Below are 707 nucleotides of genomic sequence, written 5' to 3'. Positions count from 1 at the left end.
GGCAGCGTCGAACTGTTCATCGTCGACAAGACGCTGCGTCCGCGCCTGGTGGGCGGGCCGGTCAAGCTGCCGTTCCTGCCGACCTTCTTCGGCCTGGTGGGGGGCGTGAAGACCATGGGCATCGTCGGGCTGTTCGTCGGCCCGGTGCTGATGGCGCTGCTGGTGGCCGTGTGGCGCGAGTGGGTGCACCACGAGGAAGCCGAGCGTGACACCGCCCGCCTCCGGGCCGCGGCCCCGCCCGACCAGACGCCGGCCGCCGGCCCGCGTATTTAGGTGTAATCTAGCTCTCCCCGCGCTCGCCGGCGCCTCGCCCGGCACGCGCCTGCCCTGTGCGCAGACGCTTTGCAGCTTACGCCGCGGGGTCTGAGGGGTTGGCAGGTTCATCATGTCCGCGTCGTTGCAAGAAGATGAGTTAGCGGTCCTGCGCGAGCAGGGTTTCGTGGTCGCGCGCCAGTTCGCCGACCCGGCCGAGGTGGCGGCGCTGCGCGCGCTGGCCGAGCGCCATCTGCGCGGCACGTGGCGCCCATCGAATACGAGGCGGACCTGCGCTATCCCGGCGCGCCCGAGTCGCGCAACGCCGAAGGCGGCCTGACGGTGCGGCGCCTGCTCGGCGCCTACGGCCGCGATCCGCTGTTCGCGCAATGGGCCACCGACGCGCGCATCGGCCAATCGCTGGCGCGCTATTTCGGCGAGACGCCGGTGCTGTC

Annotated in this window: 2 protein-coding genes; both read left to right on the top strand. The window is 71.7% G+C overall.

Annotation, left to right across the window (positions count from 1 at the left end; genetic code table 11):
* A partial coding sequence (locus I5E_RS19925; RefSeq protein ID WP_031263282.1) for an AI-2E family transporter occupies nucleotides 1-273 on the top strand: 273 nt, incomplete at its 5' end.
* Between the two features lie 243 nt (nucleotides 274-516).
* The coding region (locus I5E_RS26120; RefSeq protein ID WP_222836494.1) for a hypothetical protein at nucleotides 517-707 on the top strand (191 nt) is incomplete at its 3' end.

This window comes from Curtobacterium sp. B18, assembly GCF_000333375.1.
In the GTDB taxonomy this organism is placed as follows: Bacteria; Actinomycetota; Actinomycetes; order Actinomycetales; family Microbacteriaceae; genus Curtobacterium.
Note: the sequence above shows the minus strand (reverse complement) of the source record. Positions and strands in the feature narration are given on the sequence as shown.